Origin of the sequence: Streptomyces longisporoflavus, assembly GCF_014649775.1 — a bacterium.
Taxonomy (GTDB): Bacteria; Actinomycetota; Actinomycetes; order Streptomycetales; family Streptomycetaceae; genus Streptomyces; species Streptomyces longisporoflavus.
Genome location: NZ_BMTR01000005.1, coordinates 234,570 through 258,381 on the forward strand (window position 1 = coordinate 234,570; position 23,812 = coordinate 258,381).

A 23,812-nucleotide genomic window follows, 5' to 3' on the forward strand; every position below is an offset into this window, starting at 1 on the left:
CACGGAAGGGTGGCGATGTCCCGATTCGACTGAGGGGGCGGGGAGCGTTGTGCTGCGTGGGAGGGGGCGGGGGCGCCGGGGGTACGGGGGGCGCTCGGAGCCGGCGACACCGGCCTGCCCTGAGTCCGCGACCGCGATCGCGTCCGCGGCCCCCACCATGGTTGCCTGCGCCCTTCCCCGCGCCCTCTTTCGGGGCGACGGCGACCGCCGGGTAGTGGCTCCGTAGCGGTCAGTGACCCACGAGCTGCGGGGCACGTGGGGAAGGTAGCCTTTCCCCGTGCCCCGTCTGTCTGAAGTCATCGCCGCCCTCGACGCCCTGTGGCCCGCCGAACTGGCCGAGAGCTGGGATGCGGTCGGCACCGTCTGCGGAGACCCCGATGCGGAGGTCTCCCGTGTCCTCTTCGCCGTCGACCCCGTCCAGGACATCGTCGACGAAGCGGTGAAGCTGGGCGCCCAGCTCCTGGTCACGCACCACCCGCTCTATCTGCGCGGCACGACGACGGTCTCGGCCGGCACCTTCAAGGGCCGCGTCGTCCACGACCTCATCAAGAACGACGTCGCGCTGCACGTCGCCCACACGAACGCGGACCGCGCCGATCCCGGCGTCTCCGACGCCCTCGCGGGCGCGCTCGACCTGCGGATCGTCCGTCCCCTCGTACCGGACCCGGCCGATGCGCACGGGCGCCGCGGGCTCGGCCGTATCTGCGAGCTCGAACACCCCCTGACGCTCCGCGAGCTCGCCGCCCGCGCGGCCGAGCGGCTGCCCGCCACCGCGCAGGGCATCCGGGTCGCGGGCGACCCGGAGCAGATCGTCCGCACCCTCGCCGTCAGCGGCGGCTCGGGCGACAGCCTCTTCGACGACGTACGCGCGTCCGGCGTGGACGCCTTCCTCACCGCGGACCTGCGCCACCACCCGGTGTCCGAGGCCCGCGCGCAGACCCCGCTCGCGCTGCTCGACGCCGCGCACTGGGCCACCGAGTGGCCGTGGTGCGAGCTGGCCGCGGCGCAGCTCGATCAGATCTCCGACCGTCACGGATGGGGCCTTCGCGTCCACGTCTCCAAGACGGTCACCGACCCCTGGACCGCCCACGCGGCCTCGACTACCGACACAACAGGAGCCCCCAATTAACGCCGCGCCCGCCGACCAGATCCGACTCCTCGACGTCCAGGCACTGGATGTACGCCTCCAGCAGCTGGCGCACCGGAAGAAGTCCCTGCCCGAGCACGCCGAGATCGAGTCCCTGAACAAGGACCTCGCGCAGCTGCGCGATCTGCACGTCGCCTCGACGACCGAGGAGAGCGACTGCGCCCGCGAGCAGACCAAGGCGGAGCAGGACGTGGACCAGGTGCGCCAGCGCGCCAACCGCGACCAGCAGCGCTTGGACTCGGGCGCCGTGACGTCCCCCAAGGACCTGGAGAACCTCCAGCGCGAGATCGCGTCCCTCGCCAAGCGCCAGGGCGACCTGGAGGACGTGGTCCTTGAGGTCATGGAGCGCCGCGAGTCGGCCCAGGAGCGCGTCTCCGAGCTGGCGGAACGTGTCTCCTCCGTCCAGTCGAAGATCGACGACGCGACGGCTCGCCGTGACGCGGCCTTCGAGGAGATCGACGGCGAGGCCGCCACGGTCACCAAGGAGCGCGAGGTCGTGGCGGGTTCGGTCCCGGCCGACCTGCTCAAGCTCTACGACAAGCTGCGCGACCAGCAGGGCGGCGTCGGCGCGGCCAAGCTCTACCAGCGGCGCTGCGAGGGCTGCCGCCTGGAGCTGAACATCACCGAGGTGAACGAAGTGAAGGCGGCGTCCCCTGACACCGTCCTGCGGTGCGAGAACTGCCGCCGCATCCTGGTCCGTACGTCCGAGTCGGGTCTGTAAGGGGCCGTGGCCGTGCGGGAGTTCGCCCGGGAGTTCATCGTCGAGGCCGACGGCGGGTCGCGGGGCAACCCGGGGCCCGCGGGCTACGGCTCGGTGGTCATCGACGCGGCGACGGGGGAGACGCTGCGGGAGGTGGCGCAGTACATCGGCGTCGCGACGAACAACGTCGCCGAGTACAAGGGTCTCGTGGCCGGCCTGAAGGCGGCGCACGAACTCGACCCGGACGCCTCGGTCCGTGTCCGGATGGACTCCAAGCTCGTCGTCGAGCAGATGTCGGGCCGCTGGAAGATCAAGCACCCGGACATGAAGCCGCTCGCGGCCGAGGCCGCGAGGGTCTTTCCCCCGTCCCAAGTGACGTACGAGTGGATCCCGCGCGAGCAGAACAAGCACGCGGACCGTCTCGCCAACGAGGCGATGGACGCGGGCAAGCGGGGCGAGCAGTGGTCGGCGGCGGATTCGACGGCGGAGCTGGACGCGCGGGATGCGCGGGCCGCGCGGGCGGCCCGGCAGGCTTCTGAGCCCTCGGGTCCGCCGGGAGACGCGGCGGCGGGCGCGGCGAAGGCGCGGGCGGCGCTGGCCGAGCGCCGGACGCCGGAGGCAGTCCCCGAAGCCATTCCCGGGACGGTCCCCGGTGCCGGGGCCGGGGCCGATGTGCGCGCCGCGGGCAATGTGGCGGCGGCGCAGGCTGCTGCCCCGCCTGTCGGCTGGGCCGTGCCCGCCGACCTCGGCGCGCCCGCGACCTTCGTGCTGCTGCGGCACGGCGAGACCGCGCTCACGCCCCAGAAACGCTTCTCCGGCAGCGGCGGAACCGACCCCTCCCTCTCCGAGGTGGGCCGGAAACAGGCCGAGCGCGCGGCGGCTGCGTTCGCCGCGCGGGGCACGATCCAGGCGATCGTCTCCTCGCCGCTGAAGCGCTGCCAGGAGACGGCGCAGGCCGTCGCCGCGCGCTTGGGCCTCGACGTACGCGTCGAGGACGGGCTGCGCGAGACGGACTTCGGGGCCTGGGAGGGCCTCACCTTCGGTGAGGTGCGGGCGGGCCAGCCCGACGAGCTGAACGCGTGGCTCGCCTCGCCCGACGCGGCACCGCCGGGCGGCGAGTCCTTCGCGGAGGTGGCCCGCAGGGTGTCTGCGACGCGGGAACGCCTGGTCAGCGAGTACGCGGGCCGCACGGTCCTCCTGGTCACGCACGTCACGCCGATCAAAACGCTGGTGCGACTCGCGCTGGGCGCGCCGCCGGAGTCCCTGTTCCGTATGGAGCTCTCGGCTGCGTCGGTGTCGGCGGTGGCGTACTACGGGGACGGCAACGCGTCACTGCGCCTGCTAAACGACACGTCCCACCTGCGGTAGGGCTTCGCAGGGGGCCGACCGGGTGCCTGTCTGCGGGTGCTCTTCGGCCGAGCGCGCAGTTCCCCGCGCCCCTACGCACGCTGCAGCTCGGCCCGCTCCCGCAACACCCGCAGAAGACCGGACCGCGGTGTCGGGCCCCGCAGGGGGCGCGGGGAACGGCGCGCTCAGCCACGAGGTACCCGCAGGGGTAGACGCAGCGGTCAGGGCCCCGCAGGGGGCGCGGGGAACTGCGCGAGCAACCACGACGCACCCGCAGAAGTCAGCGCGGGACCACGGCGTCGGGCCCCGAAGGGGGCGCGGGGAACGGCGCGACCAGCCCCCACGCACCCGCAGAAGCCCCCGCTCAAGGCCCAGGGGCCAAGCCACTAGCGCAGACCCGCCGCCTCACGGGCCAGCGCCTCGACACGGCTCCAATCCTTCGCCGAGACCGCGTCAGCAGGAAGCATCCAACTACCGCCCACGCAACCCACGTTCTTCAGAGCGAGGTACGACGGAGCGGACGCGAGGCCGATACCGCCCGTAGGGCAGAAGCGGGCCTGGGGCAGCGGCCCACTCAGCGACTTGAGATAGGCGGTACCGCCCGCCGCCTCCGCGGGGAAGAACTTCATCTCCCGCACGCCCCGCTCAAGCAGCGCCACGACCTCGGACGTCGTCGAGACCCCCGGCAGGAACGGCACCCCGGACGCCTTCATCGCGGCGAGCAGCGTGTCCGTCCAGCCCGGGCTGACCAGGAAGCGTGCCCCGGCGTCCACGGACTCCTCGACGCCCCGGGGCGAGATGACGGTCCCCGCACCGACCACGGCGTCCGGCACCTCCGCCGCGATGGCCCGGATCGCGTCGAGCGCGACGGGCGTCCGCAGCGTCACCTCGATCGCGGGCAGCCCGCCCGCGACAAGGGCGCGCGCCAGCGGTACGGCGTCGGCGACGTCCTCCACGACGACAACGGGAACGACGGGGGCGAGATCGAGCACGGAGCCGGAGGCCGCGGCGGAGGGGGAAGTCATGGAAGCATCCTGCCCCGACGCACGCAGCCTGCGCAAAGGGCGTTGCGCAGGCTGCAACCCATGGTCAAGGGAGAGTCAGTGGATCTCCCGCACCACCACGTCGAGCGCCCACCCCTTGCCCGCCTTCGCGGGCGCCTCCGCCTCCACCACGTGACCGAGGTCCCGCAGGACCTCGACCAGTTCGGCCGGGTCCTTCGGCTGGGCGCCGGTCTCCAGCAGAGAGCGGACGATCCGGCCCTTGGTCGCTTTGTTGAAGTGCGAGACGACGGAGCGCTTCTCGACGCCGTCGACCAGCTGCGCGTGCAGCACCCGTACCGTCGCCGTCCGCTCGGCGACCTCGCCCTTCGGCTTCCACGCCGCCGCGTACGCCGACGACCGCAGGTCCAGTACGAGTCCGTCGCCCGCCGCTTCCGGCATCGCCGAGGCCATCGGCGTACGCCAGTAGGCGCCGAGCGCACCGAGGCCGGGCAGCTTCACGCCCATCGAGCAGCGGTAGGAGGGGATGCGGTCGGTGATGCCGACGGCGCCCCAGAGTCCGGAGAAGACGAGCAGCGAGCGGGCCGCGCGGCGCTTGGCGGCGGCGTCCAGGGTGGCGAGGCCCAGGGCGTCGTACAGGACCCCGGTGTAGATCTCCCCGGCGGGGCGGGCGCCGGCCGTCCGCAGCTCCGTGTTCTTCGCGACCTCGCCACGCAGGCCCTCGCTCAGCCCGAGCACGTCACGGGCCTTCTCCTCGTCCGCCACACAGAGGCCGACCAACTCGTCGAGAACCGCCTCCCTCGCGTCCGCGAGCGCCGGCAAAGAGAGCGTCTCCGGCTTCAGGGGCGCTCCGCGACCGGAGGGCGCTTTGCCTTCGGAGGGCGGCAGCAGGACGAGCATGAGTCTCCTTCGGAGGGCTACGGGGTGGGGGTGCGGACCCTGCGCCAGGGTAATCGCCACGAGGGCAACACCCGCCCACGGCGACCCCGAGGCGGCGACGCCGCTCACTCCCGATCCCCCGCGGCCCGCGCCCGCAACGCTCCCGCGCACGCGGCGCGAGACCCGCCCCCCCGTCGTGCCGCCCCGCCCCTCCGCCGTGCCGCCCCGCCCCTCCCCGCCTACGCTCGACCCATGCCACGTCGTCATCTCAGCGTGACCGGCGCAGCCGAGGCTCCGTTGCGGGGCGTGCTGCGGGAGCTGCGTACGAAGTTGGATGTTCCCGGGGCCGGGGGTTTCCCGGAGGACGTGCTCGCCGAGGCGGAGCGGGCGAGTGCCGCTCCGCGGCTTCCCGCGCACGACGCGACCGACATCCCCCTCTTCACCATCGATCCGCCCGCCTCGGTCGACCTCGACCAGGCCATGCACCTCTCCCGGCGGCAGGGCGGCGGCTTCCGGGTGCGGTATGCCATCGCCGATGTCGCCGCGTACGTCACTCCGGGCGGGCCGCTCGACGCGGAGGCCCACCGGCGCGTCACCACGCTCTACTTCCCCGACGGGAAAGTGCCGCTGCACCCCGCCTCCCTGAGCGAGGGCGCGGCCAGTCTGCTGCCGGGGCAGGACTGTCCCGCGGCCCTGTGGACCATCGACCTCGACGCGGAGGGCCGCACCGTCGCCACCGACGTCCGCCGCGCCCTCGTACGCAGCCGCGCCAAGCTCGACTACGACGGCGTGCAGCAGGCCATCGACGGCGGCACCGCCGAGGAGGCCCTCGCGCTGCTCGCCGACATCGGGCGGCTGCGCGAGCAGTTGGAAGTGGAGCGGGGAGGCATCTCCCTCAACGTGCCCGAGCAGGAGATCGTCGAGCGGAACGGGGCGTACGAGCTCGACTTCCGCGCCCCGCTCCCCGCCGACGGCTGGAACGCCCAGATCTCCCTGCTCACCGGCATGGCCGCCGCCGAGCTCATGATCCAGTCGGGCAACGGCATCCTCCGTACCCTCCCCACCGCCCCCGACGGCGCGGTCGGCAGACTCCGCCGCACCGCGAAGGCCCTGCACGTCGACTGGCCGCACCACGTCCCGTACGCCCAGCTGGTCCGTTCCCTCGACCCGCACCAGCCCCGCCACGCCGCGTTCCTCCAGGAGTGCACGACCCTCCTGCGCGGCGCCGGCTACACCGCGTTCAGCGGCGGCGAGGTCCCCGACCTCACCACGCACGCCGCCGTCGCCGCCCCCTACGCCCACTGCACGGCCCCGCTGCGCCGCCTCGTCGACCGTTACGCCGCCGAGCTGTGCCTGGCGGCGGTCGCCGGGGATGAGCCCCCGGACTGGGTGCTCGCCGCGCTGCCCGAGCTGCCCAAGGAGATGGCCGACGGGACGCGGCGCGGGAACACCGTGGAGCGCGAGTGCGTGGACCTCGTCGAGGCCGCGCTGCTCAAGGACCGGGTCGGCGAGCTCTTCGACGCGGTGGTGGTGGACGTCCATGAGCGTGAACCAGCCGTAGGGACCGTCCAGTTGACCGACCCCGCGGTCGTCGCCCGCATCGAGGGCGGCACGGGCGGACTCCCGCTGGGGGAGCGGCTGCGCGTACGGCTCACGCAGGCTGATCCAGGGGCGGCGAAGGTACGGTTCGCGCCCGCGTGAGTTCCGGGGCCTGCTCGACTTCCGGGCCCGCCTTGGCTCGCAGGGCCTGGTTGAGCGCGGCCCGCAGCTTCTCCGGCTCGTCGGCGTGCAGCCGTACCGTCGTCACCTGCTGCTTGCCGCCGAGCAGACCGACCGCCGTGACGGGCTCCGTCAGCTCCAGCGTGAGGGAGGTCTGCGCGGCGACGGGCAGGTCGAGTACGCCATCGGCCGCCTCGTGCGTGAAGCGGCGCTCACCGCTCACGGCGGCGATCCGGTCCAGCGGTATCCACAGATCCCGGTGGGCGCCCTTGCGTACGCGCAGGGCGTCGGCGGACAGAACGTGCGGCCGGGTCACGGACGCCGCTTGCATGCCGAGCAGCAGCACCACGCCGTAGACGTCGACGACGAGCACCACGGCGTGCACCGCGGGCCAGTTCCGCAGCAGTACGGACAGCCCCACGGTCTCCACGACGGAGACGAAGACGATGCCGTACATCATCGCGGCCTGGTCCCGGGCGTGCCCGAACGCCAGATCCCCCGCCCGCACGCCGTGCCGCCGCCGGGCCACCCACAGCGCGAGACTGCCGAGCACCCGCAGCTCGTGCCCGACGATCCTGCGCACCGGCTCCGGCACGACCTCCCGGACCGCCGCGCGCCCGCCCCGCCGGTACAGGACCGCGAGCCCCGCTCCCTCGACGACGAACATCGTCACGGCGACGGCTTCCACGCCGAGCAGCACGTCCGGCGGAAGCGGCGCACCGGTCAACAGGCATGCGAGCAGCGTCAGTTCAGTCGGCACGAGCACCAGAGCGATGCCCCGCATCACCCTCTCCAGTCCCAGTCCCAGCCGACGGCCCCTCACCGCGCACCCCGCTCGACGAGCAGCCGCATCCCCCGGCGTACGGCCTCCGCCTGCGCGGGGGCGAAGTCGTCGAAGAGGGCTTCGAGGAACCGGTCCCCGCCGCCCCGCCCGACCCCGTAGGCCACCGCCCGCACGCCGTCCGCCCCCACCTCCTCCAGGAGGGAATCGGGCAGCGCGTCGGCGAGCGCGCGGGCGGCCTTGTCGACGACGGCTTCCGTACGAGGATCCGCGAGGTCGGTGTCGGCGAGTCCGTCGAGCAACCGGTACACCTCGTTCGCACGCTCCACCGCTTCCGGCGTGGTCAGCGCGGGCCGCATCGCGGCGAGCAGCCTGTCCCGGTCCTCCGCGGGCGCGGTCGTGTCGATGAGAGCGAGCAGCTCCCGGTCCTTCGCGGCCATCACGGACTCGGGTCCCTCGCGGTCGGCGGTGGAGCGGGACACCTCGGCGAAGAACTCGCCCAGTTCGGGGGAGACGGGACCCTCGGCGGTCAGCACCCCGCGTTCCGCACCGTCCAGCAGCACCCGCAGCCGCTCCCGCCGCTCGCGGATCGCGGCCTCCTGCCGGGCGAGGTCGGCATCAAGATCGGCGAGCACCTCGGCGAGCTCGCGCCCCGCGTCGTCCGCGAGCACGTCCCGCACCTCGGCGAGCCCGAGCCCCAGCTCGGTGAGCCGCCGGATCCGCGCGAGCACGACGGCGTGCCGCAGCCCGTACTCCCGATAGCCGTTGGCCCGCCGCTCGGGCTCGGGAAGCAGCCCGAGGTGGTGATAGTGCCTGATCGTCCGCGTGGTCACACCGACGATCCCGGCGATCTCTCCGATCCGCATCCGGTTCATGAGGCCAGTAGAAACGTTGACGCCGCGACAAGGTCAAGCGCGCGGGACCGGGACCCGCCGGGCGGGCGAAGCCTGACGCCCGCCCGTATTCCTGTGCCACGATCGAGGGAACGACTCCCGATCTCCTGAACGGTGGAGCAAGCGATGTCCCAGTCTGGCGAGCGACCGAGGAAGGGGCGTGACATGACTGCCATGGCACACGAGCCGCTCACGCAGGCAGAGGTCCTCTTGGAGGGCTTCCTCGCGCTGGACACCCCGGAGGGTTTCCGGGCGGAGCTGATCGAGGGGGAGATTGTCGTGACGCCGCCGCCGGACGGGGACCACGAGGACTACATCAATCTGATCATGAAGCAAGTGATCAGGCGTTCCAGGACCGACATGGACTACTCCGGGAACAAGGGCCTGAAGCTGAAGAGCGGGGGCGCCTGCCCGAAGAACCACGCCATCCCGGACGGCACGTTCGCCCCCACGGAGCTGCGCCTTTTCCGCGGCGCCGAATCCTGGATGCCCTGTGAGGGCGTCGCCCTTGTCGTCGAGGTCACCTCCACCAAGCCGCAGGCGGACCGCGAGGCCAAGCGCCGCTGCTACGCCCGCGGCGGCATCCCGCTCTACCTGCTCATCGACCGTGAGGGATCATCGGTGACGCTGTTCAGCGACCCGGAGAGGGACGACTACCGCCAGCACTGCACGCTCCCGTTCGGCAAGGCGGTGCCCCTTCCCGAGCCTTTCGGGTTCGAGCTGGAGACCGCGGAGTTCGACTGAGGAGCTGTGGGGGCGGAGCTCGGGCTTGCGGCGGGTAGCATGGTCGGCACGGCAGACGAGCCGGGCGGACGGCCGCGTGAAGCTCCCCTCACCAGGGGCTCTTCCCGAGGAACGTCCGGGCTCCACAGGGCAAGGTGGTGGCTAACGGCCACCCGGGGTGACCCGCGGGACAGTGCCACAGAAAACAGACCGCCGGAGGCTTCGGTCTCCGGTAAGGGTGAAACGGTGGTGTAAGAGACCACCAGCGCCTGAGGTGACTCAGGCGGCTAGGTAAACCCCACCTGGAGCAAGGTCAAGAGGGGCCTCGGAGACGGGGCCCTGCGCGGATGATCGAGGGCTGCCCGCCCGAGTCCGCGGGTAGACCGCACGAGGTCCGCAGCAATGCGGACCCTAGATGGATGGCCGTCTCCCCGGCCGCCGCGAGGCGACCGGGCGACAGAACCCGGCGTACAGCCCGACTCGTCTGCCCCCACCCTCGGCTTTGCCTCGGGCTCACTGACGACGACCTTCGCAACGGGCGTTCTGTTGCGGGTGGCCCTCAGCCTTTACCTGTAGCTCTGCCCACACGGTTTTGCCCGGGGCCGCCCTGCGAGGCGTGACACCCCAGGCGTCCGAGAGGGCGGCTACGAGAAGCAGGCCGCGACCGGACTCGGACGCGGAGTCCGTGACCGGGGGAGCAGGCGGAGGCTGTTTCTCGGCGCGCGTGTCGCTCACCTCGATGCGGTAGACGTCGTCGCCCCGGGTGAGCTGGAGGTGGAAGTCCCGGCCGGGGACCGTCCCGTGACGTACCGCGTTGGCGGCGAGCTCTGCGGCGATGAGGGTGAGCGTCTCGTTGGCCGGAGTCGTGTACGGGTGCCCCCAGTCATTGAGGCGGTGCGAGACGAGTCTGCGGGCGAGGCGGGCACCGCGCGGTGTTGAGGTGAAGCACATCGCGAACTCGCGTTCGGGAGCGAGGCGTTGTGGCATATGCCCGTTCGGGGGAGTTGCTGACTTCATGAGGTCAACGGTTGACTACCGTGCGTAGCGTTGAACAGGAGCGATGCGCTGACGAGTGCGGCCTGTACACGTACGCGATGCGCTTGTACGTGGTGTTGGGCGTGACCGGCTCCAAGGCTCTGAGTTGCCTGGCTGGGGCGGTCGTACGAGAGGAGCCGCGGCGTGGACGACGAGGTGCAGCAGCCGGAGTATGAGGTTGGGACGGGCATGCTTTGCGTGTTCGGGCGCCAGCTGAAGCTGTTCCGTGAGCGAGCGGGAATGGACCGCGCGAGGCTCGGGTCGCTGACCGGATACTCGGCCTCGACGATCGCGTCGTTCGAACAGGGGAGACGTATCCCGCCGCCGAAGTTCATCGACCGGGCCGATGAGGCGCTGGAGGCGGGCGGGGTGCTGTGCGCGAGCAAGGAGGAGGTGGCCCGGGCTCAGTATCCGGCGTTCTTCCGGGATGCGGCTCGGTTGGAGGCGGAGGCGGTCGAGCTGCACGTGTACGCGAACCAGGCGGCGCCTGGACTCTTGCAGACGGCGGAGTATGCGCGGGCCATCTTCTTGATGATGCGGCCACCCATGGACGACGAACTGGTCGAGCAGAGAGTGGGTGCGCGCCTGGCTCGGCAGGAGATCTTGTCCGGCAGGGATGCGCCGCTCGCCAGCTTTGTGATCGATGAGGCAGTGTTGAGGCGTCCGATCGGAGGACGGGGCATCCTGCGTGGCCAGCTTGAGCACATCCTCCTGATGGGCGAGCGACGGAACATCGAGATCCAGGTGATGTCGCTCGACTGTGAGGAGAACGCCGGCATGGCTGGTCCCTTCACCTTGATCGAAACGAAGGAAGGGCGGAGGATCGCGTACGCCGAGGTGCAGAACGTGAGCCGCCTGCAGACGGAGCGGGAACGCGTCCGCGCGCTGGAGGCCAAGTACGGGATCATCCGCGCGCAGGCCCTGACTCCTCGTAAATCATTGGCGTATGTAGAGAAGTTGCTGGGAGAGCTATGAACGCGCACGTGCATCAGCCGCACATACACCAGTTGGTATGGCGCAGAAGCAGCTACAGCAGCGAGGAAGGCGGTGAATGCGTCGAGGTTGCCACTCGCCCCGGCAATGTGCACGTCCGCGACTCCAAGGACGTAACCCGCGCACACCTGGCCGTGCGCCCCACGGCGTGGACCGCATTTGTCGAGTTCGCGGTCCTCTGACACACGCAAGGCCCTCGGCAGGCGCCCGCTTGCCGAGGGCCCTGGCCGTGTGTTGCTGCCCGCTCGCCCGCCATTCGGCACGCACACGAGAAGACCCAACTAGCGTGCAGATGATGGCCACTTGAGGGCAGAGTTACTGTAGTTTCCTGCTATGAAAAAGGGCAAAATAGCAGAGAACCCCGAGTCGCGCTTCTCCACCGTGCTGGTAGGTGCCGCAAGGCTTCCGGGCGTACGTATCGACAGGGCGGCGTACCTCCGAAGAGCGCTGGCGCGCTATTGCTCCGAGGACGACATCCGAAGAGCGATCGAAGAGACCCCCGCGGCGGCGGGCATCACCGTCGAGGTTCTCGACAAAGCTGCCAACGACTCCATCCGCTACGAAACCAGCAAAGTCAGCGCTCTGTCCGCCGCTGCAGGAATACCGGGCATCATCGCCCTTCCTGCCACCGTGCCCGCTGACATGGCCCAGTACTTCGGCCACATGCTGCGTATCTCGCAGAAGCTCGCCTACCTCTACAGCTGGCCCGATCTGTTCTCCGACGAGGGCGATGACGTCGATGACGCGACCATGGGTGTGCTCACGCTGTTCTTCGGCGTGATGTTCGGTACCCAATCGGCGAACACCGCTGTGGGCAAGGTCGCGGGGATGATGTCGGAGCAGGTCGCCAAGAAGCTGCCTCAGAGGGCACTCACCCAGGGTGTCATCTACCCGATAGTGAAGAGAGTCGCGGGCTACCTCGGCGTCGAGATGACGAAGCAGTCCTTCGCGAAGACCGTCTCGAAGGCCATCCCTGTCGTCGGGGCCGTTGTCTCCGGCACGCTCACTTTTGCGACTTACCTTCCCATGGCCAAACGACTCAAGAAGCACCTGTCCAGCTTGGAGCTGACGAAGCCGACGCTCCGAGTCGCTTAGCAGCATGACCGCCTATGGCGGTGAGTGCGGCGCCCCGCACCTAGCGAGCCGACGTCGTCGCGCGACGTACCGGTCGGGTCGGTGAGGTGACGGTGTGTGCCGCAACGAGGAACGGTGGCCTCAGTAGTGGTAGCGGGCCTTGAGGATCTTGACTTCTTTCTCGTCCACCCGGTAGACGAGCCGGTGCTCGTCGTCGATCCGGCGTGACCAGTAGCCGGACAGGTCGCCCTTCAGGGGTTCAGGCTTACCGATGCCGGTGAAGGGGGTGCGCTGGATCTCGGCGATCAGCCGGGTGATTCTGCGGGCCATGGCGCGGTCCGAACCGAGCCGGAACAGGAAGTCCTCCCACCCGGCCGGGTCGAAGTGAACGCTCCTCACCCGTCACCCGCAAGCTCTTGCAGCTCTTCCATGGTCCTGGTGACCACGGTCTCGCCGGCCTTGTCCCGTGCGACGGCCTCCATGAGGCTTCGCGCGTTCGCGGGGGAACGCAGCAGGTAGACGGTCTCCTGCCAGGAGTCGTAGTCCTCGGCGGACATTATTACCGCGTCGCCGCCTTTGGAGCTGATGCGCACGGGGGTGTGGTCGTCGTTCACGCGCTTGATGAGTGGAAACAGGTCCTTGCGGGCCTCGCTGGCGCTTATCGTCACTTACGACACCTCATTCAGAGTGGTACGGGAAAACGGTACCACGCTGGTACTCAATTCTGGTACGAGTCGCGAGGTGTGACGCTCCTCGGCATACACCCGACTCCTCTGCCCCTCTCCTCAGGGCAACACCGCCAGCGTGGCGGTGACCGCCCTGTGGTCCGTGCCGGGGATGGTTCGTTCGGTGACCGAGGTGCCTGCGAGGCCGGAGCCGTGCAGGACGTGGTCCAGGTGCAGCAAAGGTGGCAGCAGGCCCTTGCCCGCCGGCCATGTGCGGGGCCAGCCTTCGCCGAGTTCGGCGTGGGTGTCCGTGAGTCCGCCCGATGCGAGCAGCTCGCGCATGGGGGCGTGGTCGACGGTCGCGTTGAAATCGCCCAGGAACACCGTGTCGGGGCCACTGTCGCGGGCGACGGTGGTGAGGGCGGACATGTCCTTGGTCCAGCGGTCCGCGTCACCCAGCGGGTAGTACGTGTGCACCGCCACCAGCCGTACGGCGCGTCCGCCGACCTTCACCTGCGCCGTGGTCTGGGGCCAGGCGGTGTCCGCCTCCAGGGGGCCGCCGTGCGTCAGCGGAATCCGTGAGTAGAGCGACGAGTCGTTCTCGGGGTGGAGCTCCTGGTGCGGCATGACCTTGCCCAGGCCCGCCTCGGCGAGCGCCTTGATGCCGGTGGCCGGCAGCTCCTGCACGGCCAGGACATCTATCCGCTCGGATTTCACCAGCTCCACCAGCGCACGCGCGTCCCCCTGGCCGACGTGGGTGTTGAGGGTGGCCACCCGCAACTCGGGTGCCTGCGGGGGGATGTGCGGCTCCTCGTGCGGTACGAAGCGCGGCACAAGCAGTACGACGTACGCCGCTGTGATCAGTCCGGCGGCGATGACCGGTCGGCGGGAGCGCAGAGCGGGCACGGAGAGCGTGGTGATCAGGGCGAGGAGACTGATGACGGCCGCATAGGGGAACAGGACCACGGCCACGGCCAGCGGGGTGCCCGCGTCCAGCCCCGCAAGTCGTACGACCAGCAGGGCGAAGAGCGCGGCGAGCAGCACGAGGTACCCGCGCCGTCCCCATGTGCGTCCGCGGCGGCCAGTGCGGCGGTCAGCGCCCCGCTCTCCGTCGGCTGCGCGGTGTGCTCGCGTGGATATGTGTATGTCCGTCATCCTCAGAACACCGAAAGCCCTGTCAGTGTCGTGAACCGGTCGAGTGCCGCGACGCCCGACACCGAGTTGCCCCGTTCGTCCAGGCCGGGGCTCCATACGCAGAGCGTGCAGTGGCCGGGGACCACGGCGATGATGCCGCCGCCGACACCGCTCTTGCCGGGCAGGCCCACGCGGTAGGCGAAGTCGCCCGCCGCGTCGTACGTCCCGCAGGTGAGCATGATGGCGTTGACCTGCTTGGCCTGGCTGCGGCTGAGCAGGCGGGTGCCGTCGGCGCGGATGCCGTGGCGGGCCAGGAACCCGGTGGCCAGGGCGAGGTCGGCGCAGGACGCCTCGACGGAGCACTGGCGGAAGTACTGGTCGAGGAGGACCGGGACCGGGTTGTCGATGTTGTCGTAGGCCGCCATGAAGTGGCCCAGGGCGGCGTTGCGGTCTCCGTGCGCGGACTCGGACGCGGCGACGGCCTCGTTGATGGTGAGCCGGTCGTTGCCGCTCTCCGCGCGCAGGAAGTCGAGCAGGGTGCCCGCCGCGTCCTCGGTCTGGGTGTGGAGGCGGTCGGTGACGACGAGCGCGCCCGCGTTGATGAAGGGGTTGCGGGGGATGCCGTTCTCGTACTCCAGCTGCACGAGCGAGTTGAAGGGGTTGCCGGACGGCTCGCGGCCCACGTGCTCCCAGAGTGCGTCGCCCTCGCGGGCCAGGTCCAGCGCGAGGGTGAAGACCTTGGTGATGGACTGCGCGGAGAACGGCTGCCGCCAGTCGCCCACCCCGTACACCGTGCCGTCGGGCTCCGCGACGGCCATGCCGAACCGGCGCGGGTCGCACGCGGCGAGCGCGGGGATGTAGTCGGCGGGCCTGCCGCGCCCCGGCGTCTTCTCGATCTCGGCCGCGATGCGGTCCAGGACCGGCTGATAGGTCTGGGGCGAGGTCATGATCGCCATTTTGCACCCGCGCGGGGCGCGAGGGCGCGCGAGTTGGGGCAGGGGCAGGGGCTGGGGTTGTGGCTGTCGCCGTAGCCGTGGCTGTCGCCGTAGCCGTGGCTGACGCCGTGGGCGTGTGTGCGGTGTGCGTGGGGGGCGTGGCCCGTGGGCGCGGGTGCGGTGCGCTTGACCGATAGCCCGGCATGCGTGGGGCGTGACCGATAGCCCGGCGTGCGTGAAGGCGTGACCCACGTGAAGGGTGACCCGCGGGCTCGCGTGCGTGCAGGCGCGGTCGGCATCCGCCGGAGCATCCCGTGATCAATCCGGCCTGCGGCGAGGTGGCCACCAGCCCGCCCCCGTACGGGGCGGTCGCGCTCACCCCCTGACGGCGCCCCCGCCCTCCCCGCCCGCCAGCGGACGCCAGTACTGGTCCTTGCCCTCGTCCCGTACGACGTACCCGAGACCCTGCATCGTCTCCCCGAGGTCCCGTACGTCCTCTCCGGCCTTGCTCTTCAGCGCGACCTTCCGTGCCGCCAGCACCGCGTGTGCCTCGGCGGGCAGGCCGGGAGCCCCGGGGATCCAGCGGTGGAACAGGGACGCGTGCGGGTCGGCGTCCTGCCAGGGGTAGCCGTGCGAGCGGAACGCCCTGGCGAGGACCCGCGCCCCTGCCTCGTGGACGCCGCGCGTGAACTGGCGGGACGTCTCGTCGAGGACCACCAGTTCCTTGCCGTCGACGAACACCGCCGAGACGCGGGCGCGTTCGATGGTCCGCGTCCGCTCGTGCTGCTCGACCGCCAGCTCCTGGTTCGTCAGCGTCAGCTTCAGGGTCTCGGCCATCTCGGTGAGGGCGATGAGCAGCCCGGCCACCAGGCCGAGACCCACCGCGATCGCCGTCTGCCACGGCCTGTCCAGCGTTCCGACGAACGTGATGCCGTCCCGCCAGGGCAGTACCGGTGACTTGCTCAGCCACCTGGCGAGGGGCGGCAGGACGAGGCCGAGCACGAGGCCGACGACCGGCATGCCGATGACGATGGTCAGCAGGTCGCTGCGGGGGTAACCAAGGATCGTCGTCCGGTCCTTGCGGAGCGGGACGGAACCGAGGCTCTCTTCGCTGGTCATGGCATCGACGCTAGGCGGGCAGGGCGCCCCGGGCAGCAGCCGAAAGTCGATGGGCGGCAGACTTCGGTCGGTATCCGCAGGGGCGGTGCCGGCCGGCCACGGGCTGTGGTGCGTGGGGCAGGCCAACCTGGCCGCCCGGCCCCGAAATTGCGTTGCCGCCGCCCCGCCCGCCCCTTAGCGTGCCGATCATGCTGCCAGCCGTGGAGACCGACGAGCAATGGGACGTCATCGTCCCCGACGAGGCCGTCATGCGACCCGGAGTCGAGGACCTCTGCCGCCGTCTCGGTCTCGACGGCGCACCCCTAGACCGGTTCACGGAGGGGACACAGCCCGTATACGCCGTCGGGGACGATCTCGTACTGAAGCTCTTCCCCGGCGCCGTCGCCGACGACGGCCTCGTCGAGGAACGAGTGCTGAGCCATCTCCAGGGGCGGCTCCCCGTACCCACCCCGCGCGTGCACGCGTCCGGGGCGTACGAGAACGGCTGGCGCTACGTCCTGATGTCCCGGCTGCCCGGCGAAGACCTCGCCGCCGCCTGGCCGCGCGTCCCGCACGCCGACCGCGAACGCCTCGTCACCGAGGCCGGTGAGGCGCTCGCCGCGCTGCACGCCCTGGACCCCGAACCGCTCGCCGATGTGCTCGGGCCCGGCGACTGGGGGGCCTTCCTCGACAAGCAGCGTGCCGGAGCCGCCGCGCGGCAGCGGGAGCGCGGGCTGCCGGAGAGCTGGGTGGAGCAGATCCCCGGCTTCCTGGACGCGGTGCCGCTGCGTGCCGATGCGCCGCGCGTCCTCCTGCACACCGAGTTCATGCGCCAGCACCTGCTGGTCGGGCCGGTCGACGGGCGGCTCGGGCTCACCGGCCTCTTCGACTTCGAGCCCGCGATGATCGGGGACAGGGCGTACGACTTCGTGGGTGTCGGCCTCTTCGTCACGCGTGCGGAGCCGGGGCTTCTCGGCCGCTTCATGCGGGCCTACGGGCACACCTTCGAGCCGCGCGAACTCCTCGCCCACACCTTGCTCCACATCTACAGCAGCCTGCCCTGGTACCTGCGGGAGCTGCCCGCCCCGCCGGAGCCGACGCTCGACGCGCTGGCCCTGGCGTGGTTCGACACCGGCGACGCCTGACAAGCGGCTCCAGCTCGACTCCGGCCCAGTGCTCCGGTCCCTCAGCCCACCGGCATCAAGGTCAGATAGGCCAGGCCGAGCACGTCGCGGTAGCCCCGGAGCCAGGCGTCGCGCCGGCGGTCCGTCTTCTCGCGGGTCTCGGCGGCCAGCGGGTGGTCGGGGTGAGCGGCCAGCCATTCCTCCACGTCCGCGCGGTAGCCGGACTCGAACTCCTCCCACTCCGCCGCGCTCGCCGTCTCCACCCACAGGGGACGGAAGCCCGCGGCGATCGCCGCGTCCACGAGGTTGCCCAGGAAGAGGTGTTCACCGGCCCGGGCGTCCGGCCACATCCCGGCGAGTTCGGAGGGAGTGGGCGTGCGCTGCCAGAAGCCCTCGCCGAGTACGACGCGGCCGCCGGGACTCACCAGACGGCGCATCGCGCGCAGGGCGGCATCGGTGTGGCCGGGCGGTTCGGCGGAGCTGAGCGCGTGGCTCGATCCCAGACACAGGACGAGGTCGGCGGGGCCGCGCTTGCTGTCCGCAGCCGATTCCTCGACGAACGAGACCCGCTCGGCCAGACCGCGTTCCTCGGCGGCGGCCCGGCCCCTGGCCAAATCAGCGGCCGATACGTCGACGCCCACGCCGGTGGCCGCCGGGGCTGCTTCGAGAACGCGCAACAGCAACTCGCCCCAGCCGCAGCCGAGATCGAGGACGGACCCCGTACCCGGCGCGACGCGCTCGACGATGCGTGCGGCCCGCGCCTCGGAGAGGGGGCCGTGGAAGGTGAGACGGGTGAGACGGGGCGGGGCGTCCGGGACGGTGGGGTCGGTTTCTGTTTCGGTTTCGGGCTCGGGCTCGGGCTCGGGCTCGGGTTTGGGTTCGGTCATGGGCGATGACGCTAGCCCGGTAACTCCCTTGGGAGACACCGAATTTCGCTCGCCCCCGCAGGTCGGGGCCGCCGGCCGGGCGCCGGGGAGTCCTACGGAGTCAGCGCGGAGGCAATGGCCCAGAGCCCCCCGCCTACACGTCCGCGCCCTCCTGCTCGCGTACGTTCTTCGCCCGCGTCCCCACCGACACCAGCACGCCGATGGCCGTACCCGCCAGGGCCGCGGGCACCATCCAGTTGCGGTTGAAGGAGTGGCCCAGCGCGCTGTCGAGGGAGTAGGCGCCGGGGCCGGTGACGGCGAGGGCGGCGGAGACGGCGCCGAGGAACGCCGGGTACTCGTAGCCGCCGGCCTGGCTGAAGAAGCCGTTGGGGGCGTGTACGGCCGTCGCCCCCGCCATGGCCCCCGCCGCAGCGGAACCGGCGGCGGGAGTCGCGAGGCCGAGGGCGAGGAGCGTGCCGCCGCCCGCCTCGGCGAGCCCGGCGGCGACGGCGCTCGCCTTGCCCGGCGTGAAGCCGATGGACTCCATGAAGGCGCCGGTGCCCTCGATGCCGTGGCCTCCGAACCAGCCGAAGAGTTTCTGGGCCCCGTGCGAGGCGAGGACTCCGCCGGTGGTGACGCGGAGCAGCAGGAGGCCCAGGTCGCGTCGGTCGAAGCAGGAACGGGTCATGGTGCTGTCTCCCGGGGGTGAGCGGACGGCGGGGGCGGACGTGGTTCGTCACCACCCACCGTCCGTCAGAGCCTCGCCACGCACCCGGCTCAATCGGCCGTACGGGTGACCGCCCGGGGTGGCGGGGCCGGGGCGCCGATGTGACCGTGGGTGCATGAGTATTCAGGTAGACCGGCTCTCCGATCCCACGGTCCGTGCCTTCGTCACCGCGGTGAACGCCCACGACAAGGCCGCCTTCGAGGGCCTCCTCGCCCCCGGCGCGACCATGTCCGACGACGGGTCCGACCGGGACATCGCCGACTGGACCGACCGCGAGATCTTCTCCTCGAACGGCCATATGGACGTGGAGAGCGAGTCGGACGGCGGGCGGACGCTGATCGTCACGTTCCGCAACGACACCTGGGGCGAGATGCGGACCAAGTGGCACTTCACCGTCGACGGCGGGAAGGTCTCCCGGTTCGAGACGGGGCAGGCGTAAATCAGCGAAGGGCTTGTCTTCGTGTGCGCTTCAACTTCTAGCGTCTGCGGGCATGGAGACGACACGCAGGACATTGGGACGCAGCGGCATCGAGGTCAGCGCGCTGGGGCTCGGCTGCTGGGCCATCGGGGGCGAGTGGTCGGGGCCGGCCGGGGAGCCGTACGGCTGGGGTGCGGTCGACGACGAGGAGTCGGTGCGGGCGATTCGCCGCGCCGTCGATCTCGGCGTGGACTTCTTCGACACCGCGGACAACTACGGGACCGGGCACAGCGAGCGTGTCCTCGGGCGTGCCCTCGGCGCGCGGCGGGACGACGTGGTCATCGCCACCAAGTGGGGGAACCTCTTCGACGAGGAGAAGCGGGCCGCGCTCGGGGTCGCGGACGACTCGCCGGCGTACGCACGCCGTGCGCTGACCGCCTCGCTGAAGCGGCTCGGCACGGATCACGTCGACCTCTACCAGCTGCACATCGGCGACGCGGACCCGGAGCGGGCCGCACAGCTGCGGGACACGTGCGAGGAGTTCGTACGGGAGGGCCTCATCCGGGCGTACGGGTGGAGCACGGACGACCCCGGCCGGGTGGCGGTCTTCGCCGAGGGGCCGCACTGCGCGGCGGTGCAGCACCGCTGCAACGTGCTCCAGGACGCGCCTCGGATGCTGGCGCTCTGCGCGGAGCTCGGGCTGGCGAGCGTGCTGCGCAGTCCGCTGGCGATGGGGCTGCTCACGGGGAAGTTCGGCGACGGGCGCGTGCCGCCGGCCGGTGACATCCGCAGCGCCCCGCCGGCCTGGCTGCCGGGCTTCGGGACGGGCGGGGGCGCGGACCCCGAGTGGCTGGGGCGGGTGGACGCGGTGCGCTCCGTCCTGACGGGCGGCGGCCGGAGTCTCGCGCAGGGCGCCCTGGCGTGGCTTTGGGCGCGCAGCCCGCAGGCCGTCCCCGTGCCGGGCTTCCGGACCGTGGCGCAGGTCGAGGAGAACGCGGGGGCGCTGGAGCACGGACCGCTGACCGCGGGGGAGCTGGCGGAGGTCGAGCGCATCCTGGGTGATGTGCGCGGGAGGGACGGGGAGTAACCGCCCGGCCGCCCCTCCCGCATACCGCGTCGTCATGTCGCAGGGCAACCGTTCCGTGACCCCGGACCTTCCCGCGGCTCCCCGCGCGGGCCCCCGCCGGCCGTCACGGAGCGGCTGCCCTGCTCCCCCTCCCCCTCACGGTGGCTTGTGGGGCCGTCAGTGGCAGCTCTTGTAGCCGGGGTTGCTGTTCGTCCAGGAGCAGGAGTCCTTGAGCGAGCCGCTCGGCTTGATGAGGCGGGCCTTGTCGCTGGTGTTGTTCCAGACGTACGAGCCGCGGCCCCAGTAGCGGACGCCGGAGGCGTTGGTGCCCTTGCCCGTGCGGACCTTGACGGTCTTTCCGGCGCCGATCTTGTAGCTGCCGAAGGTGTACGTGTAGCCGGTGTTGTCCTTCAGCTTGTAGCCCTTGAGCTGGATCGCCGAGCGGGTGTTGTTGTGGATGTTCACCCACTCCGCGTTCAGCGAGGAGTTGGAGCGGGTGTCCCGGCCGGGGCTGTCGAACTGGATGTACCCGAGGTGCAGCCCGCCCTGGTGCGCGGCGGCGCTCGCGGGAGAGACGGCGAGCAGCGAGGCCGAAAGTGCGGCGGCGGCGAGAACGGCCGGGACGGCGGAACGTATGCGCAAGGTGTGCTCCGTGTGTGCTCTGAATGTGGAGTTCTCGTGGAGGGCTCGTTGAGCATACGGGGCGTGATGCGCGTAATTGACGCGGTGTTATCTATTCCGCTTGTGAAGATATGGGCCGACCGTGAACACGGGGTCACGGTCGGCCACCGGAAGCCGCCGGGTCCGGGCGCCGGCGGCTAGCCCCGCCCGACGAACGGCATGTTCGTCGCGAGCACCGTCGCGAACTGCACGTTCGCATCGAGCGGCAGCTCCGCCATATGGCGCACGGTCCGCGCCACGTCCGCCACATCCATCACGGGCTCGGGCGCCAACTCGCCGTTGGCCTGCAGCGTTCCGGCCTGCATCCGCTCGGTCATGTCGGTCGCCGCGTTGCCGATGTCGATCTGCCCGCAGGCGATCCGGTACGGGCGGCCGTCCAGGGAGAGCGACTTCGTCAGGCCGGTCATCGCGTGCTTCGTCGCCGTGTACGCGACGGAGTGCGGGCGCGGGACGTGCGCGGAGATGGAGCCGTTGTTGATGATCCGGCCGCCCTGCGGGTCCTGCTCCTTCATCTGCCGGAAGGCGGCCTGCGCGCACAGGAAGGAGCCGTTGAGGTTGGTGTCGACGACGTGCCGCCACGCGTCATAGGCCAGCTCGTCGACCGGGACGCCGCCGGGCCCGAACGTACCGGCGTTGTTGAAGAGGAGGTCGAGGCGGCCGAAGCGGTCCCGTACGGCCGAGAAGAGGGCCGCCACGTCCTCCGGGCGCGAGACGTCGGTGCGCAGACAGAGCGCGTCGGTCGCGTCGCCCGCCTCGGCCCCGGCCGGGACGTTCGCCTCGGGGGACTCCTCCGCATGCGGTACGGGCCGCACCGCCGCGCCCTCCGAGACGCCCGCGGCGATCGCGGCCGTCTCCTCAAGGGTCTCCGTGCGGCGCCCGGCGAGCGCCACGGACCATCCGGCCCGCAGCAGCTCCACCGCCACCGCCCTGCCGATTCCGGAGCCCGCGCCGGTCACCACGGCGGTCCTCGTCTGTCCGGTTCGATGCTCAGTTGGCTCAGCGTTCATGGCCCCGCAGCGTACGGGAGGGGCGTCCATGCGGACATCATCCGCCCGCCATGCGGGTGTTGTGTACGCGACAGTCGCGCGTCTTCCCCCACCACTTGCATGCCATGGACACCAATCGTCAGGGGAGGGCCACATGACATCCGCAGACCAGCAGGACACGACAGAGCTCCGAGCCGCGGCGAGCCACCTCGCCCGCCGGCGCTTCCTCACCGTCACCGGCGCCGCGGCCGCGCTCGCCTTCGCCACCAATCTGCCGACGGCGGGTGTGGCGAGCGCCGCCGAACTGGACGCCCGCAAGATCACCGTCAACCCGTTCACGCTCGGCGTGGCATCCGGCGACCCGCAGCCCGGCTCGGTCCTGCTCTGGACCCGCCTCGCCCCGTCCCCTTACGAGCCGGGCAACGGCCTGCCCGCGCAGCGCGTCCTCGTCCAGTGGGAGGTCGCGCGCGATGCCCGCTTCCGCCATGTGGTCAGGCGCGGCTCCGTCACCGCGCACCCCGAGTTCAACCACTCCGTACGCGTGGCCGTGGACTACCTGAACACCGGCCGGACCTACTACTTCCGCTTCAAGACGGGCACGTGGATCAGCGAGACGGGCCGCACCCGCACCGCCCCGTCGGCCGGCAGCAGGGTGAGCTCCCTGAAACTCGCCGCGGTCTCCTGCCAGGCGTACCACGACGGCTATTTCACGGCGTACAAACACCTGGCGCAGGACGACGTCGACGTCGTCTTCCACCTCGGCGACTACCTCTACGAGTACGCGGTGAACTCGGTCGGCGGCGCCCGCAACTACACCGACCGCACCCTTCCCGCCCTCTACAACCGCGAGACGCAGACCCTGGAGGACTACCGGCTGCGGTACGCCCTCTACAAGTCCGACCCCGATCTGCGCGCCGCGCACGCCATGCACCCCTTCGTCGTCACCTGGGACGACCACGAGGCCGAGAACAACTACGCGGGCGACCTCGACGAGAACGGCAACCCGCCCGCCGAGTTCCTGATCCGCCGCGCCGCCGCCTACCGCGCGTACTGGGAGAACCTGCCGCTGCGCAGCCCCCAGCAGCCCACGGGCCCGGACCTGCAGCTCTACCGCCGCCTCAAGTGGGGCAGGCTCGCCCAGTTCGACGTCCTCGACACCCGGCAGTACCGCTCCGACCAGGCCTACGGCGACGGCGCCGACATCCCCGGTCCGGAGTCCAAGGACCCCAAGCGCACCCTCACCGGGGCCACCCAGGAGCGCTGGCTCATCGACGGCTGGCGCCGCTCGCGGGCGCTGTGGAACGTCGTGCCGCAGCAGGTCAACTTCTCCCAGCGCAAGCTCGACCTCAACCCCGTGGCGAAGGTCAGCATGGACGCCTGGGACGGCTACCCCGCCTCCCGCGACCGCGTCCTCGCGGGCGCGGCGTCGGCCGGGATCGAGAACCTGATGGTGCTCACGGGCGACGTGCACGTCGGGTACGCCTACGACATCAAGAAGGACTTCGACGACCCCGCGTCCAAGACGGTCGGCACGGAGATCGTCGCCACGTCCATCGCGAGCGGCAAGGACGGCGCCGAGAAGCCCGCGACCTGGGAGACCTACACCAAGGCCAACCCGCACATGAAGTTCTACAACGGGCGCCGCGGCTACGTCACCGTGGACCTCGGCAGGGACTCCGCGCGCGCCGACTTCAAGACGGTGTCGGCGGTGACGACGCCGGGCGCGCCGATCACCACGGCGGCGTCCTTCGAGACGGAGGCGGGGGACCCGGGCCTGAAGCCCGCCTAGCCCACGGGCCGCCCGCCCGGCCCCGGAGCCG

Annotated in this window: 26 protein-coding genes and 1 other RNA gene; 13 read left to right on the forward strand and 14 right to left on the reverse strand. The window is 71.2% G+C overall.

What is annotated here, in order from left to right; translation table 11 throughout:
* The first annotated feature begins 277 nt into the window (after positions 1 to 277).
* From IE226_RS12500 to IE226_RS12510, 3 genes are read left to right on the forward strand one after another with little or no spacing between them, the layout of a single operon-like run.
* A complete protein-coding gene (locus tag IE226_RS12500) occupies positions 278 to 1,129 on the forward strand; it encodes a Nif3-like dinuclear metal center hexameric protein (protein WP_190081197.1) in 852 nt (283 codons plus the stop codon).
* Complete coding sequence (locus tag IE226_RS12505; protein WP_190081440.1) at positions 1,125 to 1,868, forward strand: zinc ribbon domain-containing protein; 744 nt, start codon at positions 1,125 to 1,127, stop codon at positions 1,866 to 1,868. Before IE226_RS12500 ends, IE226_RS12505 begins: the two co-directional genes overlap by 5 nt.
* 12 nt (positions 1,869 to 1,880) lie before the next feature.
* Positions 1,881 to 3,215 (forward strand): bifunctional RNase H/acid phosphatase, encoded by a 1,335-nt coding sequence (locus tag IE226_RS12510; protein WP_190081198.1) that lies wholly within the window; start codon positions 1,881 to 1,883, stop codon positions 3,213 to 3,215.
* A 365-nt stretch (positions 3,216 to 3,580) separates the two neighbouring features.
* Here the strand turns inward: IE226_RS12510 and eda are convergent, their stop codons facing one another.
* On the reverse strand, positions 3,581 to 4,219 hold the full coding sequence (gene eda, locus IE226_RS12515) for a bifunctional 4-hydroxy-2-oxoglutarate aldolase/2-dehydro-3-deoxy-phosphogluconate aldolase (protein ID WP_190081199.1): 639 nt from the start codon (positions 4,217 to 4,219) through the stop codon (positions 3,581 to 3,583).
* Positions 4,220 to 4,294: 75 nt separating this feature from the next.
* On the reverse strand, positions 4,295 to 5,095 hold the full coding sequence (gene yaaA / locus IE226_RS12520) for a peroxide stress protein YaaA (RefSeq protein ID WP_190081200.1): 801 nt from the start codon (positions 5,093 to 5,095) through the stop codon (positions 4,295 to 4,297).
* A 231-nt stretch (positions 5,096 to 5,326) separates the two neighbouring features.
* Here yaaA and IE226_RS12525 point away from each other — a divergent pair, with 231 nt between their 5' ends.
* Entirely contained in the window at positions 5,327 to 6,775 is a 1,449-nt protein-coding gene (locus IE226_RS12525; RefSeq protein WP_190081201.1) for an RNB domain-containing ribonuclease, read from the forward strand.
* Here IE226_RS12525 and IE226_RS12530 read toward each other — a convergent pair.
* Together IE226_RS12530 and IE226_RS12535 are read right to left on the reverse strand one after the other, a co-directional pair.
* Positions 6,726 to 7,577, reverse strand: coding sequence for a hypothetical protein (locus IE226_RS12530; protein ID WP_229870822.1), 852 nt, complete (start codon positions 7,575 to 7,577; stop codon positions 6,726 to 6,728). The two genes, IE226_RS12525 and IE226_RS12530, sit on opposite strands and share 50 nt — an antisense overlap.
* Positions 7,578 to 7,612: 35 nt before the next feature.
* Entirely contained in the window at positions 7,613 to 8,440 is an 828-nt protein-coding gene (locus IE226_RS12535; RefSeq protein WP_190081442.1) for a MerR family transcriptional regulator, read from the reverse strand.
* Positions 8,441 to 8,641: 201 nt separating this feature from the next.
* Between IE226_RS12535 and IE226_RS12540 the strand changes: the two genes are divergently transcribed.
* Positions 8,642 to 9,211: a Uma2 family endonuclease gene (locus tag IE226_RS12540; RefSeq protein WP_190081443.1), complete on the forward strand. Its 570-nt coding sequence runs from the start codon at positions 8,642 to 8,644 to the stop codon at positions 9,209 to 9,211.
* A 56-nt stretch (positions 9,212 to 9,267) separates the two neighbouring features.
* Positions 9,268 to 9,677, forward strand: an RNA gene (rnpB, locus tag IE226_RS12545) — RNase P RNA component class A.
* A gap of 26 nt (positions 9,678 to 9,703) precedes the next feature.
* On the opposite strand, the gene IE226_RS12550 is transcribed toward rnpB, so the two are convergent.
* On the reverse strand, positions 9,704 to 10,207 hold the full coding sequence (locus IE226_RS12550) for an ATP-binding protein (protein ID WP_229870824.1): 504 nt from the start codon (positions 10,205 to 10,207) through the stop codon (positions 9,704 to 9,706).
* A gap of 162 nt (positions 10,208 to 10,369) precedes the next feature.
* On the opposite strand from IE226_RS12550, the gene IE226_RS12555 reads away from it, so the two are divergent.
* From IE226_RS12555 to IE226_RS12565, 3 genes are all read left to right on the forward strand, one after another.
* On the forward strand, positions 10,370 to 11,200 hold the full coding sequence (locus tag IE226_RS12555; RefSeq protein WP_190081202.1) for a helix-turn-helix domain-containing protein: 831 nt from the start codon (positions 10,370 to 10,372) through the stop codon (positions 11,198 to 11,200).
* The gene (locus IE226_RS12560) at positions 11,197 to 11,400 is read left to right on the forward strand and encodes a DUF397 domain-containing protein (RefSeq protein WP_190081203.1); all 204 of its coding nucleotides are present in this window, start codon (positions 11,197 to 11,199) and stop codon (positions 11,398 to 11,400) included. The genes IE226_RS12555 and IE226_RS12560 overlap by 4 nt, the downstream gene beginning before the upstream one ends.
* A 151-nt stretch (positions 11,401 to 11,551) precedes the next feature.
* Entirely contained in the window at positions 11,552 to 12,313 is a 762-nt protein-coding gene (locus tag IE226_RS12565) for a hypothetical protein (RefSeq protein ID WP_229870826.1), read from the forward strand.
* Positions 12,314 to 12,433: 120 nt separating this feature from the next.
* On the opposite strand, the gene IE226_RS12570 is transcribed toward IE226_RS12565, so the two are convergent.
* From IE226_RS12570 to IE226_RS12590, 5 genes are all read right to left on the reverse strand, one after another.
* Positions 12,434 to 12,691, reverse strand: a complete 258-nt coding sequence (locus IE226_RS12570; protein WP_190081204.1) for a Txe/YoeB family addiction module toxin — start codon at positions 12,689 to 12,691, stop codon at positions 12,434 to 12,436.
* Positions 12,688 to 12,960 (reverse strand): type II toxin-antitoxin system Phd/YefM family antitoxin, encoded by a 273-nt coding sequence (locus IE226_RS12575; protein WP_190081205.1) that lies wholly within the window; start codon positions 12,958 to 12,960, stop codon positions 12,688 to 12,690. Before IE226_RS12575 ends, IE226_RS12570 begins: the two co-directional genes overlap by 4 nt.
* Before the next feature lie 117 nt (positions 12,961 to 13,077).
* Entirely contained in the window at positions 13,078 to 14,001 is a 924-nt protein-coding gene (locus IE226_RS12580) for an endonuclease/exonuclease/phosphatase family protein (RefSeq protein ID WP_229870831.1), read from the reverse strand.
* Between the two features lie 113 nt (positions 14,002 to 14,114).
* The gene (locus IE226_RS12585; protein WP_190081207.1) at positions 14,115 to 15,047 is read right to left on the reverse strand and encodes a glutaminase; all 933 of its coding nucleotides are present in this window, start codon (positions 15,045 to 15,047) and stop codon (positions 14,115 to 14,117) included.
* Between the two features lie 354 nt (positions 15,048 to 15,401).
* Entirely contained in the window at positions 15,402 to 16,145 is a 744-nt protein-coding gene (locus IE226_RS12590; protein WP_190081208.1) for a YqeB family protein, read from the reverse strand.
* A 188-nt stretch (positions 16,146 to 16,333) separates the two neighbouring features.
* On the opposite strand from IE226_RS12590, the gene IE226_RS12595 reads away from it, so the two are divergent.
* Positions 16,334 to 17,269 carry a phosphotransferase family protein gene (locus tag IE226_RS12595; RefSeq protein WP_190081209.1) on the forward strand — a complete coding sequence of 312 codons (936 nt, stop codon included), beginning with the start codon at positions 16,334 to 16,336 and terminating at the stop codon, positions 17,267 to 17,269.
* Positions 17,270 to 17,310: 41 nt separating this feature from the next.
* Here the strand turns inward: IE226_RS12595 and IE226_RS12600 are convergent, their stop codons facing one another.
* Together IE226_RS12600 and IE226_RS12605 are read right to left on the reverse strand one after the other, a co-directional pair.
* A complete protein-coding gene (locus IE226_RS12600) occupies positions 17,311 to 18,135 on the reverse strand; it encodes an SAM-dependent methyltransferase (protein ID WP_190081210.1) in 825 nt (274 codons plus the stop codon).
* A 133-nt stretch (positions 18,136 to 18,268) separates the two neighbouring features.
* Entirely contained in the window at positions 18,269 to 18,802 is a 534-nt protein-coding gene (locus tag IE226_RS12605; RefSeq protein ID WP_190081211.1) for a DoxX family protein, read from the reverse strand.
* Between the two features lie 154 nt (positions 18,803 to 18,956).
* Between IE226_RS12605 and IE226_RS12610 the strand changes: the two genes are divergently transcribed.
* Entirely contained in the window at positions 18,957 to 19,280 is a 324-nt protein-coding gene (locus IE226_RS12610; RefSeq protein WP_190081212.1) for a nuclear transport factor 2 family protein, read from the forward strand.
* 52 nt (positions 19,281 to 19,332) lie between these two features.
* A complete protein-coding gene (locus tag IE226_RS12615; RefSeq protein ID WP_190081213.1) occupies positions 19,333 to 20,346 on the forward strand; it encodes an aldo/keto reductase in 1,014 nt (337 codons plus the stop codon).
* A gap of 156 nt (positions 20,347 to 20,502) precedes the next feature.
* Here IE226_RS12615 and IE226_RS12620 read toward each other — a convergent pair whose 3' ends face one another.
* Both IE226_RS12620 and IE226_RS12625 read right to left on the reverse strand, forming a co-directional pair.
* Positions 20,503 to 20,967, reverse strand: a complete 465-nt coding sequence (locus tag IE226_RS12620) for a lamin tail domain-containing protein (RefSeq protein WP_190081214.1) — start codon at positions 20,965 to 20,967, stop codon at positions 20,503 to 20,505.
* 176 nt (positions 20,968 to 21,143) lie between these two features.
* Positions 21,144 to 22,013, reverse strand: a complete 870-nt coding sequence (locus tag IE226_RS12625) for an SDR family oxidoreductase (protein ID WP_190081215.1) — start codon at positions 22,011 to 22,013, stop codon at positions 21,144 to 21,146.
* Positions 22,014 to 22,146: 133 nt separating this feature from the next.
* Between IE226_RS12625 and IE226_RS12630 the strand changes: the two genes are divergently transcribed.
* Positions 22,147 to 23,781 carry an alkaline phosphatase D family protein gene (locus IE226_RS12630; RefSeq protein WP_190081216.1) on the forward strand — a complete coding sequence of 545 codons (1,635 nt, stop codon included), beginning with the start codon at positions 22,147 to 22,149 and terminating at the stop codon, positions 23,779 to 23,781.
* The last annotated feature ends 31 nt before the right edge of the window (positions 23,782 to 23,812 follow it).

What these genes read in the sequence shown, in the direction of transcription:
- eda (WP_190081199.1), bottom strand. Translation starts at nt 4,219, where the DNA reads ATGACTTCCCCCTCCGCCGCGGCCTCCGGCTCCGTGCTCGATCTCGCC.
- yaaA (WP_190081200.1), bottom strand. Translation starts at nt 5,095, where the DNA reads ATGCTCGTCCTGCTGCCGCCCTCCGAAGGCAAAGCGCCCTCCGGTCGC.
- IE226_RS12525 (WP_190081201.1), top strand. Translation starts at nt 5,327, where the DNA reads ATGCCACGTCGTCATCTCAGCGTGACCGGCGCAGCCGAGGCTCCGTTG.
- IE226_RS12530 (WP_229870822.1), bottom strand. Translation starts at nt 7,577, where the DNA reads ATGCGGGGCATCGCTCTGGTGCTCGTGCCGACTGAACTGACGCTGCTC.
- IE226_RS12535 (WP_190081442.1), bottom strand. Translation starts at nt 8,440, where the DNA reads ATGCGGATCGGAGAGATCGCCGGGATCGTCGGTGTGACCACGCGGACG.
- IE226_RS12540 (WP_190081443.1), top strand. Translation starts at nt 8,642, where the DNA reads ATGGCACACGAGCCGCTCACGCAGGCAGAGGTCCTCTTGGAGGGCTTC.
- IE226_RS12550 (WP_229870824.1), bottom strand. Translation starts at nt 10,207, where the DNA reads ATGAAGTCAGCAACTCCCCCGAACGGGCATATGCCACAACGCCTCGCT.
- IE226_RS12560 (WP_190081203.1), top strand. Translation starts at nt 11,197, where the DNA reads ATGAACGCGCACGTGCATCAGCCGCACATACACCAGTTGGTATGGCGC.
- IE226_RS12565 (WP_229870826.1), top strand. Translation starts at nt 11,552, where the DNA reads ATGAAAAAGGGCAAAATAGCAGAGAACCCCGAGTCGCGCTTCTCCACC.
- IE226_RS12585 (WP_190081207.1), bottom strand. Translation starts at nt 15,047, where the DNA reads ATGGCGATCATGACCTCGCCCCAGACCTATCAGCCGGTCCTGGACCGC.
- IE226_RS12590 (WP_190081208.1), bottom strand. Translation starts at nt 16,145, where the DNA reads ATGACCAGCGAAGAGAGCCTCGGTTCCGTCCCGCTCCGCAAGGACCGG.
- IE226_RS12595 (WP_190081209.1), top strand. Translation starts at nt 16,334, where the DNA reads ATGCTGCCAGCCGTGGAGACCGACGAGCAATGGGACGTCATCGTCCCC.
- IE226_RS12600 (WP_190081210.1), bottom strand. Translation starts at nt 18,135, where the DNA reads ATGACCGAACCCAAACCCGAGCCCGAGCCCGAGCCCGAGCCCGAAACC.
- IE226_RS12605 (WP_190081211.1), bottom strand. Translation starts at nt 18,802, where the DNA reads ATGACCCGTTCCTGCTTCGACCGACGCGACCTGGGCCTCCTGCTGCTC.
- IE226_RS12610 (WP_190081212.1), top strand. Translation starts at nt 18,957, where the DNA reads ATGAGTATTCAGGTAGACCGGCTCTCCGATCCCACGGTCCGTGCCTTC.
- IE226_RS12615 (WP_190081213.1), top strand. Translation starts at nt 19,333, where the DNA reads ATGGAGACGACACGCAGGACATTGGGACGCAGCGGCATCGAGGTCAGC.
- IE226_RS12625 (WP_190081215.1), bottom strand. Translation starts at nt 22,013, where the DNA reads ATGAACGCTGAGCCAACTGAGCATCGAACCGGACAGACGAGGACCGCC.
- IE226_RS12630 (WP_190081216.1), top strand. Translation starts at nt 22,147, where the DNA reads ATGACATCCGCAGACCAGCAGGACACGACAGAGCTCCGAGCCGCGGCG.